Below are 16,439 nucleotides of genomic sequence, written 5' to 3'. Positions count from 1 at the left end.
GCGCTTTTCTACCGATATGCCGCCCCGCTGGGGCTACGCATTCACTCAGTCACTCATCTACTCACTCGCTCATTCACTCATTCCCCGTATCATTGCAGCGCCCAATACACCCGCATGACCGTTACGCTGGACCAGATACAGGCGCCCATTGCCGCCGAAATGGAGGAATTTGAACAGAAATTCCGCCAGTCCATGCAAACCCGGCAGCTGCTGCTCGACAAAATCATGGGCTACATCGTGAAGCGCAAGGGCAAGCAGATCCGGCCCATGTTTGTGTTTTTCACGGCCAAAATCAGCGGCGGCGACCCGCTGCCCGAAGCCACGTTCCGGGGCGCAGCCCTCATCGAACTGCTGCACACGGCCACCCTGGTGCACGACGACGTGGTGGATGAATCGAACTACCGGCGGGGCTTTTTCAGCATCAATGCCCTCTGGAAAAACAAGATTGCCGTGCTCGTCGGCGACTATCTGCTGAGCAAGGGCCTGCTGCTCAGCCTCGAAAACGACGACTACCAGCTTCTGAAAATTGTGAGCAACGCCGTGCGGGAGCTGAGCGAAGGCGAGCTGCTGCAAATCGAAAAGGCCCGCCGCCTCGACATCACCGAGGACGTGTACTTCGACATCATCCGCCAGAAAACGGCCTCGCTCATTGCCTCCTGCTGCGCCGTGGGCGCCGCCTCGGCCGGCGCCGATGCCGCCACCGTGGAGCGGGCCCGCTTGTTTGGCGAGAAAGTGGGCATGGCCTTCCAGATCAAAGACGACCTGTTCGACTACGGCACGGCCGAAATCGGCAAGCCTGTGGGCATCGACATCAAGGAGAAGAAGATGACTCTGCCCCTCATCTACGCCTTACAGCAAGCCGACTGGCTCACCAAGCGCCGCGTCATCTTCAACGTCAAAAACAACGACGGCCGCAAAGACCGGGTACAGCAGGTGATTGACTTCGTGAAAAAATCCGGGGGCCTCGACTACGCCATCCGCACCATGGAGCACTACCGCGACGAAGCCCTAGCCGTGCTGCATACCTTCCCGGCCTCGCCCTCCCGCACTTCGCTGGAACAGCTCATCAACTACACCATCGAGCGGGAAAAGTGAATCGCGGCTTACGCGCATTTCCGGATTTTGGTGACGAGTATAACCGACCTGCTTGGTCTGCGGCTGCAAACAACGAGAGCTTGCCTGTGGCAAGCTCTCGTTGTTTGCAAAGCACGAATTGCATAGCACGGCACGTATTCGTCACCAAAATCCGCGTAATCCGGAAATCCGCGTAATCCGCGATTCAGACCTGTACTTGGTAGGCCACGCTCTCCGGCTTCACCTCCGATATATCGAATGACACGCCATCGAAGGTGCTTTTCACGGTGATTTCGTGGATCATATTGCAGCCGGGGCACTTGATTTCTTCTTTCTCAAACTGCCCGTCGTCTTCCATAGAGTTGGCCAGGTGGTCGGGGGCCGGCACGCCGATAAGGTCGGTAAACACCTCGGTTTGACACTGGTTGCACTCAAACTTGAGGCCCACGGTGCGGCCTTGCAATTCGTCGAGCGGGGCGGGGGTATTAGGCTGTTGCTGAATCCACATGTGCGTTCAGGGTTGGTTATTGGGAGAAGGAAGTTGGGGAGCTATACCAAGGCCAGCGTGAGCCAGCCTCGGCAAGGTGTACGCACGAAGCGCCGAAAAGGTGTGGCGGGCGCGGCCTGTCCGTACCTTACGGCTTCCATCCCAATGCTCCGCATTCTATGCCTGCTGCCGCTTCCCGCTCGTTGCCCGTTATACCCCGCGCCACGTCGCTGCGTAACTCCCTGCGCCTGGCCGCCAACCCCATTCCGGTGCTCAACCGCTACCTCGACGAGCACGGCGACACGCTGGTGATGTACCTGGGCGGGGTGCGCAAAACCCTGCTCACCCGCGACCCCGGCCTGATTCAGCACGTGCTCCAGAAAAACCACCGCAACTACCCCAAGTCCCCGTTGTCGCTGGGGTTTGCCCGCTACCTGGGGCACGGGCTGCTGACCAGCGAGGGCGGCTACTGGCTCCAGCAGCGCCGTCTGATTCAGCCGGGCTTCCACCGCCAGCGCGTAGCCGGTCTTACCGAGTTGATGAGCAGCGTCATCGAAGACGGACTGCGGCCTTTGGAGGAGCAGGCGGCCCGGCAGGGCGGAGCCGTGGAGGTAGCCGCCCACGAGCTGATGACCCGGCTGACGTTTCGCATTGTGGCCCGGTCGGTGTTCAGCTCCTACCTGCCCGAGCCGGAATTGCAGCGCATGGCCGAGCTGCTCACGGCCGTGCAGGCGTTTTACGTGCGCAGCGTGCGGCAGCCCTACCTGCGGCCCTGGTTTGCCCTGGCCGGCCGCTTCCGCCACCACGACCAGCTGGCCCAGGAGCTGCGCCAGCTTCTGCTGGGCTACATCCGCCAGCGCCAGGCCGCCGACCCGGCCACTCCCGCCCCCGACGACCTGCTGCAAATGCTGCTCGACGCCCGCTACGAAAGCAGCGGCGAGGCCATGACCGAAACCCAGGTGCTCGACGAGGCGGTTATCCTGCTGGTGGCCGGCCACGAAACCTCCGCCAACGCCCTGGCCTGGATGTGGCTGCTGCTGGCCCAGCACCCGGAGGTGGTGAGCCGGGTGCAAGCCGAAATAAACCAGGTGCTGGGTTCCCGCTCGCCCACTTTCGCCGACCTGCCGCGCCTGAGCTACGCCCTGCACGTGGTGCAGGAAACCATGCGGCTGTACCCGCCCGTCTGGATTATGGACCGCCAGGCCGCCGCCGCCGACGAATACCAGGGCATCCCGATTCCGAAAGGCACGCTGATTTCGTCCTACCTCTACGGCGTGCACCACGCCGCCCAGCTCTGGCCCGACCCCGAGGTATTCCGTCCCGAACGGTTTGGGGCCGAAGCCGGCGCCCAGCCACCCTTTGCGTACGTGCCCTTCGGAGGCGGCCCGCGCCAGTGCATCGGCAACCAGTTTGCCCTCACCGAAATGCAACTGCTGCTGCTGGAAGTGGTCCGCCGCTTCGAGGTGGAGTGGGTGGAGGGCCAGCCGCCCGTGGAGCTACAGCCCCTGATTACCCTGCGCCCCCGCCATGATTTTCGGGTGCGGTTCCGGCTGCGCCGCTGAGCGCCTGGCGCTATGCTTCCCCGCCGGGGCTTCTCTACGATTACTAGGGTAGCAGAACAGCAAGTAGCTACAGAGCCGCGGCCACTTCGCCCGAATTTTTGGCCACTGGGTTGTTCAGTTAGGGCTCTGCAACGTGGGTTTGGCTATTTTGCCGCATGACACAGCCCCTGAGTTTAGTATCGTCCGCGGGCAGCCACGTACCGCAGCTGGAAACAGCCGATTTGCTGCTGCGCGGCCCGCACGTCACTGATTTGCCTGAGTTTGCCAGCATGTCCGCAGACCCGGCGTTTTACCGCTACCTGGGCGGCCAGCCCCAGAATGAGGAGGAAGTATGGCGCCGATTATTGGCGCAGCAGGGGCACTGGGCGCTGCTGGGCTTCGGGGCGTGGTCGGTAGAGGAAAAAGCTACCGGCCGCTTTATTGGCAACGTGGGCTTCTTCGACTTTCAGCGCGACCTGACTCCCTCCATCAAAGGCACCCTCGAAGCCGGCTGGACGCTGGCTCCGCGCGTGCATGGCCGCGGCTACGCCAGCCAAGCCGTGCAAGCCGCCCTGGCCTGGGCCGGTGCTCATTTTCCCTCCGCCCGTATGACCTGCATCATCGACCCCGACAACGTGGCCTCCCTGCGGGTAGCCCACAAGGCCGGATTTCAGGAGTTTGCCCGCACCACCTACCGCAACGAGCCGATTGTGCTGTTGGAGCGAACCAAACCACGGATGTAAGCGGATTTTTAGGATTTCACGGATTTTGTGGACGGCGCAGCTTCGACGGATTCTGCGCCGTGAGCGTGGTGTTGGCTCCGGCACCCCAACAGCTCCGGCACTCCGATACACCTACCCCGAAGACGTAGAAAAGGGCTTGCTGGCGCAAGCCCTTTGGTTTTCCAGCCATCCACAAAATCCGACCAATCCGCAAAATCCGTTTACATCCGTGGTCTACTCGGTCAGCAGCTGGTCGATGGTGCGGTTGAATTCGGCCACTTCCTGCTCGTAATATTTGCCGGTGCCTGGGCCCGAGAAGCCAGTGTGAATCTTCCGCACCTCGCCTTTCTTGTCGAGGAAGATGGTGGTGGGGAAGGCCAGCACCTTTTGAATCTGGGGCAGGGCGGCGCTGGCGGCGTCTTTGCTGGCCTCGCCGGCCACGGCCAGGTCGTAGCCCACGTTCAGGCGGTCCTTCATCTTGAGGAGCTTCTGGGCCGCAACCTTTTGGTCGGAGGTGCGCTCAAAGCCCAGGCCGATGATTTCTACCCCGCGCCCTTTGTTTTTCTCGTACCAGGGCGCCAGGAAGTTGGTTTCGTCCATGCAGTTGGGGCACCAGGAGCCGAGAATCTGCACCACCAGCACTTTGCCCCGGTACTTGGGGTCGGAAGGGGAGATGGAGCCGCCTTCGTACACGTTCGGGAACCGGAAGTCGAGCTTCTTTTGGCCGGGTTTCATACCAGTGAGGGCGTTAGCGTCGGGCAGCTTGGCGTTGGGGTCGAGGGTCGCCGTCCAGGTTTCGTGGCCGGACTTGCCGGAGTAGAAGTGGCCGTTAAGGCCATTGCCACGCTTTTGCGCTGTAAACAGGAAGCCGTGGCTGCCGTCAAACGTAGTTAGGTTAAGCTTGTCGCTCACGGCTTGGCCCGCCAGATACCGGTAATCACCAGTAGAAGTCAGAAACGTACCCGTGACATTGCTGCCTTGCTGCTCAAAAACGCCCACGGCCGGGTAGGTTTTGCCGTCGTCGCCCTTAAATGCCACGCGCCACGTGCCCGCAAACGACTGCGGCTGCGCCTCGGAACCGCCAAACAACGGCTGCTCCCCCTTAGTAGCCGCAAACGGCACCCGGTACGGCTCCTTGCCGTCGTACTTCACCCAGGCACCTTGCAGCTTGCCTTCCCCAGCGGGGCGCACTACCAGGGCGGCATCGAATACGCCCAGGCGGATGGTGGTGGAGTCGCCGGCCGTTTTGATTTCGTTGAGCAGCAGCCGTTCCTCGCCGTTGCGCAGCGTCACGACTGGTTCGCCCCCGGCTTCGTCTACCTCAAACAGAAACGGGATTTCCTGGTCTTGGGCCGAAAGCACGCCGCGCCAGGTGCCCACGGTAAGGGGCGAGGCGCTGCTCGCACCCGCCGAAGCAGCCGCTTTCTTTTCTGAAGAAGAGTTCTGCTGGCAGGCGGCCAGCGTCAGCAGCAGGCCCAGGCCCAGCGTGGCGGGCGTATGTGAAAGGGAAACGAAAGACATATCGAAAAGCGTTGATGGATTCGAGCCAAAACTACAGTTCCGGCGGTTTGGTTTGAAAAGCGTGGGTAGCACCGGCCACCTGGCTGGTGCCGGCGCAAGCTAAAGCATGCGCTACAAAGTTTGGGCTGCGCGCTACCCGGCACCTATATTTGCGTACCTGTGCTCAACAGGCCCGTTCTCTCCACAATTTTCCCTTTCGCATTATGGCGTTTGACTTAGAAATGATCAAGGCCGTGTACGCTGGCATGGGCTCCCGCATCGAAGCGGCCCGCGCTGCCGTTGGCCGTCCGCTCACCCTGACGGAAAAAATCCTGTACGCTCACCTGTACGGCGGCACTGTTTCGCAGGCGTATGAGCGGGGCGTTTCCTACGTCGATTTCGCTCCCGACCGGGTGGCCATGCAGGATGCCACCGCCCAGATGGCTCTGCTCCAGTTTATGCAGGCCGGCAAAGCCCAGGTGGCCGTGCCCAGCACCGTGCACTGCGACCACCTGATTCAGGCCGAGCGCGGCGCCGACCAGGATTTAGCCGTCGCCAACTCCGAAAACAAGGAAGTGTACGACTTCCTGGCTTCGGTTTCCAACAAATACGGCATTGGCTTCTGGAAGCCCGGCGCCGGTATTATTCACCAGGTGGTGCTCGAAAACTACGCCTTCCCCGGCGGCATGATGATCGGCACCGACTCGCACACGCCCAACGCCGGCGGCCTGGGCATGGTTGCTATCGGGGTGGGCGGCGCCGATGCCGTGGACGTAATGTCGGGCATGGCCTGGGAGCTGAAGTTTCCTAAGGTGATTGGCGTAAAGCTGACCGGCAAGCTCTCGGGCTGGACGGCTCCCAAAGACGTAATTCTGAAAGTAGCCGGCATCCTGACCGTGAAAGGCGGCACGGGTGCCATTGTCGAGTATTTTGGCGACGGCGCCAACGCCCTGTCGGCCACCGGCAAAGGCACTATCTGCAACATGGGCGCCGAAATCGGGGCTACCACTTCGGTGTTTAGCTTCGATGAGAAGATGGCCGACTACCTGCGTGGCACCGGCCGCCAGGACATTGCCGACATGGCCCAGGGCGTAGCCCAGCACCTGCGCGCCGACGACGAGGTGTACGCCAATCCTGAAGCCTACTACGACCAGCTCATCGAAATCGACCTGAGCACGCTGGAGCCTCACGTAAACGGCCCCTTCACCCCGGACGCCGCCTGGCCGATTTCGCAGTTTGCCGCCGCCGTAAAGGAGCACAACTGGCCCGCCAAGCTGGAAGTAGGCCTGATTGGCTCGTGCACCAACTCCTCCTACGAAGACATTACCCGCGCTGCCTCCATTGCCAAGCAGGCCGCCGACAAGGGCCTCGTGGTGCAGGCCGAGTACACCGTAACGCCCGGCTCGGAGCTGGTGCGCTACACCGTGGAGCGCGACGGCCTGCTGGACACCTTCGCGCAGATGGGCGGCGTGGTGCTGGCCAATGCCTGCGGACCGTGCATTGGGCAGTGGGCCCGCCACATGGACGACATGAAGCGGCCCAACTCCATTATCACCTCGTTTAACCGCAACTTCGCCAAGCGCAACGACGGCAACCCCAATACCCACGCCTTCGTGGCCTCGCCCGAAATCGTGACGGCCTTTGCCATTGCCGGCGACCTGACCTTCAACCCCCTCACCGACACGCTGACGGCCAAAGACGGCCAGCAGGTGCGCCTCGAAGAGCCCCGCGGCATCGAGCTGCCCCCGCGCGGCTTTGCCGTGGAAGATGCCGGCTACCAGGCCCCAGCCGAAGATGGCTCGGGCGTGCAGGTGCTGGTAGACCCCAACTCCGACCGGTTGCAGCTGCTGGAAGGCTTCAAGCCCTGGGAAGGCACCGACCTGCTGGGCTTGCGCTTGCTCATCAAGGCCCAGGGCAAGTGCACCACCGACCACATCAGCATGGCCGGCCCCTGGCTGAAGTATCGCGGCCACCTCGACAACATCTCCAACAACATGCTGATCGGGGCTACCAACGCCTTCAATGGCCAGACCAACGCGGTAAAAGACCAGCTCACCCAGGGCACTCCTTACTCACCGGTGCCGCAGGTGGCTCGCAATTACAAGGCCCTGGGCATTGGCTCGGTGGTAGTAGGTGATGAAAACTACGGCGAAGGCTCGTCGCGGGAGCATGCCGCCATGGAGCCCCGCCACCTGGGCGTGCGCGCCGTGCTGGTGAAGTCGTTTGCCCGCATCCACGAAACCAACCTCAAGAAGCAGGGCATGCTGGCCCTGACCTTCGCCAACAAGGCCGACTACGACCTGGTGGAAGAGGACGACGTAATCGACATCCTCGGCCTGACCACCTTCGCCCCCGGAGTGCCGCTACAGGTGCGCCTGCACCACGCCGACGGCGACACGGACCTTATTACGGTAAACCACACCTACAACCAGGGCCAGATTGAGTGGTTTAAAGCCGGCTCGGCCCTGAACCTGATTCGCATGAAAGAATCGGGCGGCGCCATGATGTCGCAGAAGTAACCGGGGCTTCAGCTTCCAGTGAAACCGGCCGCTTCCTGTAAGGGAGGCGGCCGGTTTTATGTGTAGTTTGGGGCAGAGAAACTATACGCCAACGCATGAGACGACTATTAACTTCTTTCCAGTTAATTGTGCTAAGCATTTTTGAGGCAGCAACTGCTGCGGCCCAAGTGGAAACGATTCCAGTAATTCGGCGGAATCCAACGACTAGAGATATAGAAGAGTACAGTGTGCTCATAACTAACAAAGACATCCGGCACGGTCCCTATGCACGGTATCAGCAGAATGTATTTGCTGGAGTTGTCATGTTTGAGTCAGGTACTTACGATCAAGGCCAAAAGGAAGGCGAGTGGCTGGTATTTCGTGAGTATAGTCCTTGGAACAAACTGATAAGTAAAGGAAATTATCATGCGGGAAAGCCCGAAGGCTGGTGGACGTATTACCAGCTTTTGCCCCCTAACTCTGCTGGCTTATCTCAAACGACAGTGAGTGCGGCCAATGCCAACACAGGGTATTTGGTCAACATCACGGACACCAGCGCTGTAATACAAGCCTATGGTCAATATGCACTGGGCAAGCGAATTGGTCTTTGGACGTACTATGATACACGGAAGCAGGTAGTACAAAAGGTAAATCATTTCACCAATCAACTTCTATATTGGCGACAAGCTGACGGAGTAGAGCTAGCCGGTTCAGCAGCTGATACGCACCCTGTGCTGTATGTGGGCGGTAAGAGTCAGCTGGAAGCAGAAATTTATCACAGCATGAATAAAGTTATAGCTACCATCGTAGCTATTGGCCGGAATAATGTAGCGGAATTTGTTTTTAGTATAGACGGCACTGGGCAGTTAACAAACCTGACGCTGGCCAGCAATTCCAATCCGAGCCGCTACGAAAAAGTACTTCTCAAAGCTGTGGCAGATATTCCGGCCACTTGGCTCCCGCAGAGTGACAGCGGAAACTTTCGGGCCGGGGAGTATCGGGTTAGAATTACCACAAAGCTACAAACCCCTTATGAGCGGCAGGCAGTTCTTACAAGAGTTGAGGCGTTGGGCAAGTAAATATTCTTACCGAACATGCCGCTGACATTACTATTAAGCCGTTATCTGCTCTAGCTTAGGCTTCTGTAGCCGTTGTACCAAGCAGTATAACAGGATCAACAGATCGGTAAGAGATGAAATGAGCGCTAGGTACTTGCCCGTGACGCCGCCCCACACACGGGTTTTTCTGGATATAACGGTGCGAGGCCAGAATAGAACAGGTCTGGTCGTTGGGTCGGGACGTAATGGCAGCTAAAGCTGCAAAGACAAGTCCGATGCGGCTTTTTCCGCCGCTCTGCGTATGAGGGCGTATTTTACCCCAAGCCCCGCCGTAGCCATGCGCAAGATTGTTCGGAAAATAGCCAAAGGAGCCGCCTACACCGTCGGGGGCCTGCTGGGCGCCGTGGCCTTGTACGGGGTGGCGGCCGTGGTGCTCTCGGCCATTCCGGTAGGGGAGCGAAGCCAGCCCGGCCCCGATAAAATCGAGGCGTACATCTTGTCCAATGGTGTGCACACCGACCTGGTAGTGCCCGTGCGCACCGAGCAGATGGACTGGAGCCAGTACGTGCGCTACGCCGATACGCCCGCCGCCGACAGCAGTATGCAGTTCGTGGGCTTTGGGTGGGGCGACAAAGGATTCTACCTGAACACGCCCACCTGGGCCGAGCTGAAGCCCAGCACCGCCATCCGGGCCATGTTCTGGCTGAGCACTACGGCCATGCACGTCACCTTCCACCACCGCCCCGAGGAGGGCCCCGAGTGCGCCCGCTTCTACCTGACCCGCGAGGAATACGGCCGCTTGATTGACTTCATCAAAACCAGCTTCTGCCCCGGTACTCAGGGGGAGGCCCAGCACATTAGGGGCCACAGCTACGGCCGCCACGATGCCTTTTACGAAGCCGAGCGGACCTATAACCTCTTTTACACCTGCAACAGCTGGGCCAACGACGGCCTGAAAACTGCTCGTCAGCGCGCCTGCTTCTGGACGCCTTTCGACAACGGCATCTTCTGGCACTACCCCGAACTGGAGCCGGCCCCGCTGAAAAAAGCCGTGGCCCAGCTCACTGGTAAAGCGAAAAGCCGGCAGCCCCGTCCGGTAGGACAGTAGTTTTGCATATGGATTGGAAAGAAGCTGCTTAGCAAGTCACTAGACCGTTATGCTGGGCGGAGCTGAAGCATCTCGCGTGCTAACGCAGGAGTGGTAACTGTCATGCTTCATCTAGCGTCCGCTTGCCGAAGCCTCTCTCTCGCTTCGTCCGCACGATTGAGATTAGCCAGAGGTAGAGATGCTTCGACTGCGGCTGCGCCTTCGCTCAGCATAACGGGCTGATGTGTACTGAAAGACTTTCTGGACAGCTTCAAACGGATGCATGGCCTTTACTGAGGGTTTGCTGTAAAATTATTGTCCACAAACTTTGAAATACAAAGTGCTTTGATATATGTTTGTCGAGCTGGGGCATAAGCATTGGCTGGTTGTATGCTTTCATTTCCGCGCTGGCTTCTCTTTACAGCTGCCTTGGCTGTTTTTCTGATGGCCAAGCTACTCTACGCCCATGCCAGCACCGCCGACGTGCGGTTTTTGCTGGCGCCCACCAATGCGCTGGTGTCCCTGCTGCTCAATTCGGCTTCGGAGTTTGAGCCGGCCCGCGGCTACGTACACGCCGGCCTGCGCATTGTCATCGACAAGTCGTGCGCCGGGGGCAACTTCTGGCTGCTAAGCTGGCTGCTGTTCACCTTCGACTACCTGCACCAAAGTATTCGGCCGCCGCGCGCGGCGGTACTGCTGGCCTTGCCGGCCGCCAACCTGGGGCTGACTGTGCTGGTGAATACCGCCCGCATTGTGGGGGCCGTGGCCGTGGCCCAAGCCTGGCCGTTTGGGGCGCCGCCCGCGTGGCTGCACGAGGCCCAGGGCGCTCTGGTGTACTTGTTCTTTCTGGTAGTCAGCCACTTCGGGCTTTTATTCCTGCTCTCCAACTCCTCCTCGTCCCGTGCGCACGTTGCTTAATCCCCGGTGGCTGTGGCTGCTGAATACCCTGCCCATTCTGGTGCTGCTGGCGCTGCTTGGCGCCGAGTACCGCGTCATCCGCACCCAGCTGCCGCCCGAAAGCCGCCTGCTCTGGCAATGGTTTGGGGCCGCGCTAGTGGGGCTGGCCAGTCTGCACGCTGCCTACGCCGCCTGGCTGACCCGCCGCCGGGCCCGCCTGACCAGTGCCTACGCCCTGGCAGCGTTGGGCCTTTACATTGCGTTTCTGTATGCGTACGGGCATTCTCTTGGCCAGCTGCTGCCGTTCAGCCTGCCCCGCTGGCTGGTGGCCGGCGACTTGCCCTTCTACGCCGGCACCTTCCTGATGCCCACGCTGGCTCATGCTGCGGCCGTGCTGGTGCTGCGCCTCACGCCCGACGACCGGCCGCACCGGGCGCTGCCCAGCTTCGGGGTGGCGCTGGCCGTGCCGGTGGGTTGGTACGGGTTTGCGCAGGTGGTGCTGCCGCTGTGGCGCGGCTACCATCGGCTTTCGGGGCACGTGCTGGTGGTGGTGCTCATTGCCGGCACGCTGGTATTTCTGCTAGCCCTGGCCCGCGGCGTCTACATTGTGGCCGCGCGGCGGGCGGGGCATTGGGCGCGCTACCAGTGGGTGTGGAAGCTGCTGATTGCCGGTGTGCTGCCACTGCTGGGGCTGGCTGTAAACAACGGACTGCTGTTTAAAGGGGATTCGCTTTGGCGAGACGGCGGCCTTTTTGGCGACTTCACCGGGCCATGGTGGTACGGGCTGGCAGCACTGAACGCCGTGTTGCTGCTACTGCCGGCGCCGGCCCGGCCAAGCGGACGGCTGGCGCTGTACCTGGGCCGGGGAGTGCTGCTGGCCTACACGCTGTACTTCTTTCTGGTGTTTCTGCCGTTTCTACCGCTGTCAGTGGTGGCCGTGGTGGCGGCAGGGGTGGGGTTTCTACTGCTGACTCCGCTGGCCTTATTTGTGGTGCACGTGCGCGAGCTAGCCCACGACTACGCCGCGCTGCGCCCGTTTTTCGGGGGCCGCAAGTTGGCCCTGGGCCTGACGGCGGCCGTGGCCGTGCTGCCACTGATTGTCACGCTGCACTACAGCCGCCACCACGCGGCCCTGCACCAGGCCCTCGACTACGTGTACACCCCCAACTACACGCGCCCCGCCACCCTGCCCGATACGGTGGCCCTGCACCAGACGCTGGCCGTGGTGCGCCAGCACAAGGAAAACCGCAGCGCTTCCATCACCGGCGCCCACCTGCCGTATTTGTCGGCCTATTTCAACTGGCTGGTGCTCGACAACCTGACCTTATCAGAAGACAAAATCGGTACGCTGGCGCAGGTGTTTTTCAACCAAGCGCCTCGCCGGTTCACCGCCTCGCCCGTAGCTGCGGTGGCCACATCCACCACCAACCTGGCTATTCGCTCCCCCGAAGCCGGCCCCACGCTCACCGGCCTCGCGGCCCGCAGCTACTACGATGCCGCCCAGCACGCCTGGGTGAGTTGGGTAGACCTGACCGTGACCAACGCCGACACCATCGGCCAGTTCGGCGAGTATACTACCACCTTCGAGCTGCCGGCCGGCTGCTTCGTCAGCAACTATTACCTCGACATGCAGGGGCGGCGCGAGCCGGGCATCCTGGCCGAAAAGCGGGCCGCGGCCTGGGTGTACTCGCAGATTCGCAACGAAAACCGGGACCCTGGCCTGCTGCACTACCTGAGCGGTAACCGCCTAGCGTTGCGGGTGTTTCCGTTCGGGCCGCGCGAGGTGCGCCGCACTGGCATTCAGCTCCTGCACCGCGACCCGCTCACCTTCACCCTGGATGGCCGCGCTGTGCAGCTGGGCCAGCCGTTGAAACCAGGAGCGTCGAGGCCGGCCGCCGTCGAGGGCGTGGCCTACGTGAGTGCCGCCGAAAAGGCCGCGCTGCCCGTGACGCGGCGCCAGCCCTACCTGCATTTCATCGTGGATATGTCGGCGGGCAAAGAAGCGCAGTGGAAGAGTTACCGGCGGCGCATGAGTGCCTTGCTACAGCAGCACGGGGCCAACAACCAGCATACGCAATACAGCCTGACCGGCGCCGAAGTAATCACGCTCAACAGCCTTGGAATGCTGGAACAACATGCAGCTGCCTACCGGTTTGCGGGCGGCTTCTACCTCGACCGGGCCATTCGGCAGACGCTCGTGCGGGCCGCCGAGCAACCCCAGGCCCGCTACCCCGTCTTCGTGGTGGTGTCGGCTGATTTCGACCAAGCCATCCTGCCCGCCGACTTTGCCGACCTGCGCCACGCCCTGCCCGACACCGACGAGTTCTACGAGTTGACCGAAAACGGCCGGCTAGTGCCGCACTCGCTCTGGCAACACTCCGCCGCCCGCCAGGCGCCCGTGGCCCGGCCCGCCGCGGCCAGCCCCGTGGTGGCCTGGCCTACTGCCGAGCGTCCCGTGGCCTACCTGCCCGCCAGCCACCAGCCCGACGTGGTGCTCACCGCCGCCCAGCCTTCCGCAGCCGAAACTACCATTCAACGCCGCAGCTGGCGTGCCGGCCTGCTTCTGCACGGCCTGTGGCGGGCCCAGCTTCACCACCCCGAAACCACCGAAGCCGCCGGCCTGCGCCTTGTGCAGCACAGCTTCCGGGCCGGCATCCTCACTCCACTGACCGCCTACCTGGCCCTCGAAAACGACGCCCAAAAAGCCGCCCTGCGCCGCAAACAAGTGCAGCTGCTGGCCGGCCACGCCGCCCTCGATGCTGGCGAGGATGAGCAGCGCATGTCGGAGCCCGGCGACTGGGTGCTGCTGGTGCTGGCGGCGGGCCTGCTGGGCTGGCACTGGCGGCAGCGGTGCCGCACCGTTGCGGCCGATGCGTAAAGTCTATTCTACTTCGGCAAGCGGCCACCAGATGAAGCAGGACGGTTCGGTATGTTGTGGCAGCTTCTTGAACAGCTTATGACGACCTCCTGGCGCTATTACACTGCCGGGTCTTCACCACAGTTCGGAGTTGGGCTCGAAAAAGAAAACCCGGCCGTCTCCGCGCTTGACGACGGAAACAGCCGGGACCAGACGAACGGGAAACGGATGGCTCTAATTAAGCCACACCTGCGCCACTGGCTCGAAGCGGTGGCGGGCAAAAGCGCCGTACGGCTGCTCGGCATAGAACCCCAGCACGTGTACCTGCGGCTGACCAGTGCGCACGTTGCGACGCACCTGCACGGGGTACACATGGCCCAGCTCCGGCCAGTCCCCGATGTGGTCGGCGGGACGGCGGCTGGTGTCTACGCAGCGGGCATATTGCTGCACGGGAAGCGGGAAAGGAAGCTTGACGTTTGACATATCCAAAGATACGGATATGTAGCCTGATTGACTAAAAAAATTGGTAGAAAATTTGGGCTTCAGTTAGGCGTTAAATCAGGCTTTTTGAGTTATTTAAACTGTTTTTTAGGATGGTCTAACTTCTGGATTAGTATTGCCTGTTTTGGCTCGCTTGTTAGCCTTGATTTGTATATTTGCTAAATAATTTAGTAAATAGCAGCACCGGTTTACTGACGCCGGTATTTTGCCGATGAGTGCTGTCTTACTATACCCGATTCCCGCCGCTGACCTGCTGCCGGCGGAGCTGCCCCTGTACGGCTGTCCGGTGCCGGCAGGCTTTCCCTCCCCCGCCGACGACCACCAGGAGCCCGGTCTCGACCTTACCCGCCACCTGTTCCGTAATCCGGCGTCCACCTTCCTGGCCCGCGTCGTCGGCGACTCCATGACGGGCGCCGGCATCTACCCCGGCGACCTGATTGCCGTAGACCGCGCCCAGCCGGCCCGCGACGGTAGCATTGTGGTAGCCGTGCTGGATGGGGAGCAGACGCTGAAACGCCTGCGCCAGCAGCCGGGCCGCACCTGGCTGGAGGCGGAAAACGACCGGTACGCGCCCCTGGAGCTGCACACCGGCGCCCGGCTGGAAGTGTGGGGTGTCGTCACGCACGTCATTCACGCCCTGGAGGGCCGGCCCGCTGCCGTGTCGCTGCGGGAGTGGCGCCAGACGAAATAAGGGATTGAGCGCACTGAGAGAGGTCCTGCTGAGCGGCGACCTTCGGTTCGGCGCCTAGTTCGGCGCCGCTCAGCAGGACAGTGACAGTCCTGACTTTCGGCCCCGCTCCGTCACTTCCCCAACGAGTCTCCCAGTCACTCATTCACTTATTTACTCATTTGCTCATTTCCATGTACGCCCTGGTTGATTGCAACAACTTTTATGTTTCGTGTGAGCGGGTGTTTCGGCCCCGGCTGTGCGGTGTACCGGTGGTGGTGCTCAGCAACAACGACGGCTGCCTGATTTCGCGCTCCGACGAGGCCAAGGCGCTGGGACTGAAAATGGGGGAGCCGTACTTTAAGGTAAAGCCCCTGCTGAGCCAGCACGGCGTGCAGGTATTTTCTTCTAACTACGCTTTGTACGGCGACATGAGCCGCCGCGTCATGCTGGTGCTCAGCCAAGTGGTGCCCGAGGTAGAGGTGTACTCCATTGACGAGTCGTTTCTGAACCTGGGCGGGCTGCCTACTGATGCCGACCGCCTGGCGGAACTGGCCCGCACGGTGCGGGAGGCCGTGCGCCGGCAGGTGGGTATTCCGGTGTGCGTAGGGGTGGCGCCTACCAAAACCCTGGCCAAGCTAGCCAACCGCCTGGCCCGCCGCACTCCGGCCGGGGTGCTGGTGCTGGCCTCGGAGCCCGAGCGCGCTGCCGCCCTGGCCGCCACGCCCGTCGCCGATGTGTGGGGCATCGGGCGGCGCCTGGCTCCGAAGCTGCTGGCCGCTGGCATCGGCACGGCCGCCGAGCTGGCCGCGGCTCCGGAGGGCTGGGTGCGGCGGCAGCTGGGTGGGGTAGTGGGCGTGCGGCTGTGGCGGGAGCTACGCGGCCAGCCCTGCCTGGAGTGGCAGCCGGCGGCCGAGGATGACGACGACGCCCCAGGCTTGGTGCAGCACAGTGTGGCCAGCACCCGCTCGTTTGGGCAGCCTCAGCGCGAGTGGGACGCCCTGCGCGAAGCAGTAGCCACCTTCTCGGCGCGGGCCGCCGAAAAGCTGCGGCGCCAGCAGCTTAGCGCCAACCTGCTCACTGTGCTGCTGGGCACCGACCGGTTTGCCGCTGCCCGCCGAGGCCCCGCCACTCATACCTCCGTCGTGGCGCTGCCGCTGGCCACCGACGACACGGGGGAGCTGCTGCACGCCGCCTTACGGGGCCTGCGCCAACTGTGGCGGCCCGGCACGGCCTACGTCCGGGCCGGCGTGGTGCTCAGCGGCCTGGAGCCCGCCGGCCAGCCCCAGCTTACGTTGTTCAACCCCGCTGACCCTGCCCGGCTGCAACAGCAGCAGCGGCTGATGCAGGCCCTGGACGGCCTAAACCGCCGCTTCGGCCGCAACACGGTGCGCTACGCCGTGGCCGGCCCGCCCATAGCAGCCTGGGCTGGCCGCAAGGCGCACTGCTCGCCGGCCTACACCACGTGCTGGGAGGAGCTGTGGCAGGTGAAGTAGCAACCGTCGGGGCATCATGCTTCAGCAAGCCCAGTCGAGTCACCTCAGCACGCC

13 protein-coding genes are annotated in these 16,439 nt (G+C 62.1%); 10 read left to right on the top strand and 3 right to left on the bottom strand.

The features are described 5' to 3' along the window. The first annotated feature begins 114 nt into the window (after positions 1 to 114). On the top strand, positions 115 to 1,095 hold the full coding sequence (locus OIS53_RS08105) for a polyprenyl synthetase family protein (RefSeq protein WP_264681893.1): 981 nt from the start codon (positions 115 to 117) through the stop codon (positions 1,093 to 1,095). A gap of 184 nt (positions 1,096 to 1,279) precedes the next feature. On the opposite strand, the gene OIS53_RS08100 is transcribed toward OIS53_RS08105, so the two are convergent. After that, entirely contained in the window at positions 1,280 to 1,582 is a 303-nt protein-coding gene (locus OIS53_RS08100; protein ID WP_264681892.1) for a hypothetical protein, read from the bottom strand. A 158-nt stretch (positions 1,583 to 1,740) separates the two neighbouring features. Here OIS53_RS08100 and OIS53_RS08095 point away from each other — a divergent pair, with 158 nt between their 5' ends. Further along, entirely contained in the window at positions 1,741 to 3,123 is a 1,383-nt protein-coding gene (locus tag OIS53_RS08095; RefSeq protein ID WP_264681891.1) for a cytochrome P450, read from the top strand. Positions 3,124 to 3,278: 155 nt separating this feature from the next. Next, on the top strand, positions 3,279 to 3,845 hold the full coding sequence (locus OIS53_RS08090; RefSeq protein WP_264681890.1) for a GNAT family N-acetyltransferase: 567 nt from the start codon (positions 3,279 to 3,281) through the stop codon (positions 3,843 to 3,845). A 213-nt stretch (positions 3,846 to 4,058) separates the two neighbouring features. Here OIS53_RS08090 and OIS53_RS08085 read toward each other — a convergent pair whose 3' ends face one another. Next, the gene (locus OIS53_RS08085) at positions 4,059 to 5,345 is read right to left on the bottom strand and encodes a TlpA disulfide reductase family protein (RefSeq protein WP_264681889.1); all 1,287 of its coding nucleotides are present in this window, start codon (positions 5,343 to 5,345) and stop codon (positions 4,059 to 4,061) included. Positions 5,346 to 5,548: 203 nt separating this feature from the next. Between OIS53_RS08085 and OIS53_RS08080 the strand changes: the two genes are divergently transcribed. The 5 genes from OIS53_RS08080 (at position 5,549) to OIS53_RS08060 (ending at position 13,742) form a co-directional block, all read left to right on the top strand. Then, positions 5,549 to 7,843, top strand: a complete 2,295-nt coding sequence (locus OIS53_RS08080; protein ID WP_264681888.1) for an aconitate hydratase — start codon at positions 5,549 to 5,551, stop codon at positions 7,841 to 7,843. A 95-nt stretch (positions 7,844 to 7,938) separates the two neighbouring features. Then, positions 7,939 to 8,901, top strand: a complete 963-nt coding sequence (locus tag OIS53_RS08075; protein ID WP_264681887.1) for a toxin-antitoxin system YwqK family antitoxin — start codon at positions 7,939 to 7,941, stop codon at positions 8,899 to 8,901. A gap of 316 nt (positions 8,902 to 9,217) precedes the next feature. Beyond that, complete coding sequence (locus OIS53_RS08070) at positions 9,218 to 9,988, top strand: TIGR02117 family protein (RefSeq protein ID WP_264681886.1); 771 nt, start codon at positions 9,218 to 9,220, stop codon at positions 9,986 to 9,988. 369 nt (positions 9,989 to 10,357) lie between these two features. Further along, positions 10,358 to 10,885, top strand: coding sequence for an exosortase K (gene xrtK / locus OIS53_RS08065; RefSeq protein WP_264681885.1), 528 nt, complete (start codon positions 10,358 to 10,360; stop codon positions 10,883 to 10,885). Further along, positions 10,869 to 13,742, top strand: a complete 2,874-nt coding sequence (locus tag OIS53_RS08060) for an MSEP-CTERM sorting domain-containing protein (RefSeq protein WP_264681884.1) — start codon at positions 10,869 to 10,871, stop codon at positions 13,740 to 13,742. Before xrtK ends, OIS53_RS08060 begins: the two co-directional genes overlap by 17 nt. A 213-nt stretch (positions 13,743 to 13,955) precedes the next feature. Here OIS53_RS08060 and OIS53_RS08055 read toward each other — a convergent pair whose 3' ends face one another. Further along, positions 13,956 to 14,204, bottom strand: coding sequence for a hypothetical protein (locus tag OIS53_RS08055; RefSeq protein WP_264681883.1), 249 nt, complete (start codon positions 14,202 to 14,204; stop codon positions 13,956 to 13,958). A 229-nt stretch (positions 14,205 to 14,433) separates the two neighbouring features. Between OIS53_RS08055 and OIS53_RS08050 the strand changes: the two genes are divergently transcribed. Together OIS53_RS08050 and OIS53_RS08045 are read left to right on the top strand one after the other, a co-directional pair. Then, positions 14,434 to 14,913, top strand: a complete 480-nt coding sequence (locus tag OIS53_RS08050; protein WP_264681882.1) for a LexA family protein — start codon at positions 14,434 to 14,436, stop codon at positions 14,911 to 14,913. Positions 14,914 to 15,071: 158 nt separating this feature from the next. After that, the gene (locus tag OIS53_RS08045; protein WP_264681881.1) at positions 15,072 to 16,385 is read left to right on the top strand and encodes a Y-family DNA polymerase; all 1,314 of its coding nucleotides are present in this window, start codon (positions 15,072 to 15,074) and stop codon (positions 16,383 to 16,385) included. The last annotated feature ends 54 nt before the right edge of the window (positions 16,386 to 16,439 follow it).

The sequence above is a fragment of the Hymenobacter sp. YIM 151500-1 genome (assembly GCF_025979885.1).
In the GTDB taxonomy this organism is placed as follows: domain Bacteria; phylum Bacteroidota; class Bacteroidia; order Cytophagales; family Hymenobacteraceae; genus Hymenobacter.
Note: the sequence above shows the minus strand (reverse complement) of the source record. Positions and strands in the feature narration are given on the sequence as shown.